Source organism: Kineococcus indalonis (assembly GCF_009906395.1).
GTDB classification, from domain to species: Bacteria; Actinomycetota; Actinomycetes; order Actinomycetales; family Kineococcaceae; genus Kineococcus; species Kineococcus indalonis.
In genome coordinates, this window is the sequence record NZ_JAAALM010000823.1 from 1 (window position 1) to 1,158 (window position 1,158).

Below are 1,158 nucleotides of genomic sequence, written 5' to 3' on the forward strand. Positions count from 1 at the left end.
GTCCACGCGGGCGGGGGCGGCGGCGACGGCGGCGACGAGGTCGCCGGCCAGGCGCACGGCGGTGGCGACGTCGCCGGGCACGAGGACGGCGACCTCGCCGCCGGCGGGCCGGTAGGCGGTGGCGCCGGCGGGTCCCGCGACGCGGCGCACCTCGTCGGCGGCGGCGCGGATCAGCGCGTCGCCGGTGCTGACGCCGAGGACGTCGTTGACGTCGTCGAGGCCGGCGAGCTCGAGCAGCACCAGGCACTGCCGGCCGTCGGGGCCGTTGAGGGCGCGGTGCAGGGCGGCGCGGTTGGCCAGGCCCGTGAGGTCGTCGTGCAGGGCCTGGGTGGTCAGGCGCGCGGTGCTGCGGTCCACGGCGCGGGCGGTGGTGGCGTGCCGGACGGTGAAGGTGAGCAGCACCCACAGGTACAGCCCGAACAGCACGGGGTCCAGGCGCGGCCAGACCACCATGAGGGCGATGTCGGCGAACAGCACCGGCCCGGGCACCAGGGAGGCGATCTCCATGCGGCGCGCGGCGCGGGAGGCGGCGCGCCCGGCGTGCTGGGGCGGGGCGGCGGGGGCGCCGACGGCGGCGGCGAGGCCGGCCAGGAGCGCGAGCGCGAGGGCGGCGTGCTGCACGTGCGGGTCGGGGTGCACGCCCGCGACGGCGGTGGCGGTGGTCATCAGCCCAGCGAGCAGGGCGGCGCGGCGCAGCCGGGCGTGCTCGACGGCGAGGGCGACGGTGATGCCGAGGTGGGTGGTGGCCACGAGGAGCAGCACGACGGTGCCGGCGTGCCAGGCGTCGCCGCCGTGCAGGCCGGCGCGCGAGAGCGCCTCCCAGCCGGCGACGGCGAGGGCGCTGCCGAGCATGAGGGCGTCGACGAGCAGCGGGGGGTCGTCGCTGCCGGCGCGGGCGGCGAGGACGTGCTGCACGCCCATGCCGAGCATCCCGGCCAGGGCGGCGGTGAGCGCCACGGGGCGCAGGTCCAGGGAGCCGAGCGCGGCGTGGGGCCACAGCCCGGCGGCGGTGACGCCGGCGCCCCACAGCACGGACGCCACCCCGTAGGTGGCGGTGCGCAGGCGCCCCAGCGCCCACCGCGCGGCGAAGGGGACGCCGGCGCCGAGGAGGGCGGCCAGGCCCACGAGGGTGGTGAGCCGGTCGGCGTGGGCCCAGCG

At 79.9% G+C, this 1,158-nt stretch carries 1 protein-coding gene; it reads right to left on the reverse strand.

Translation table 11 applies throughout. The features are described 5' to 3' along the window. Positions 1-1,158 (reverse strand): GGDEF domain-containing protein (locus GTR00_RS21360; RefSeq protein WP_166613512.1); only part of this gene is annotated, 1,158 nt, incomplete at both ends.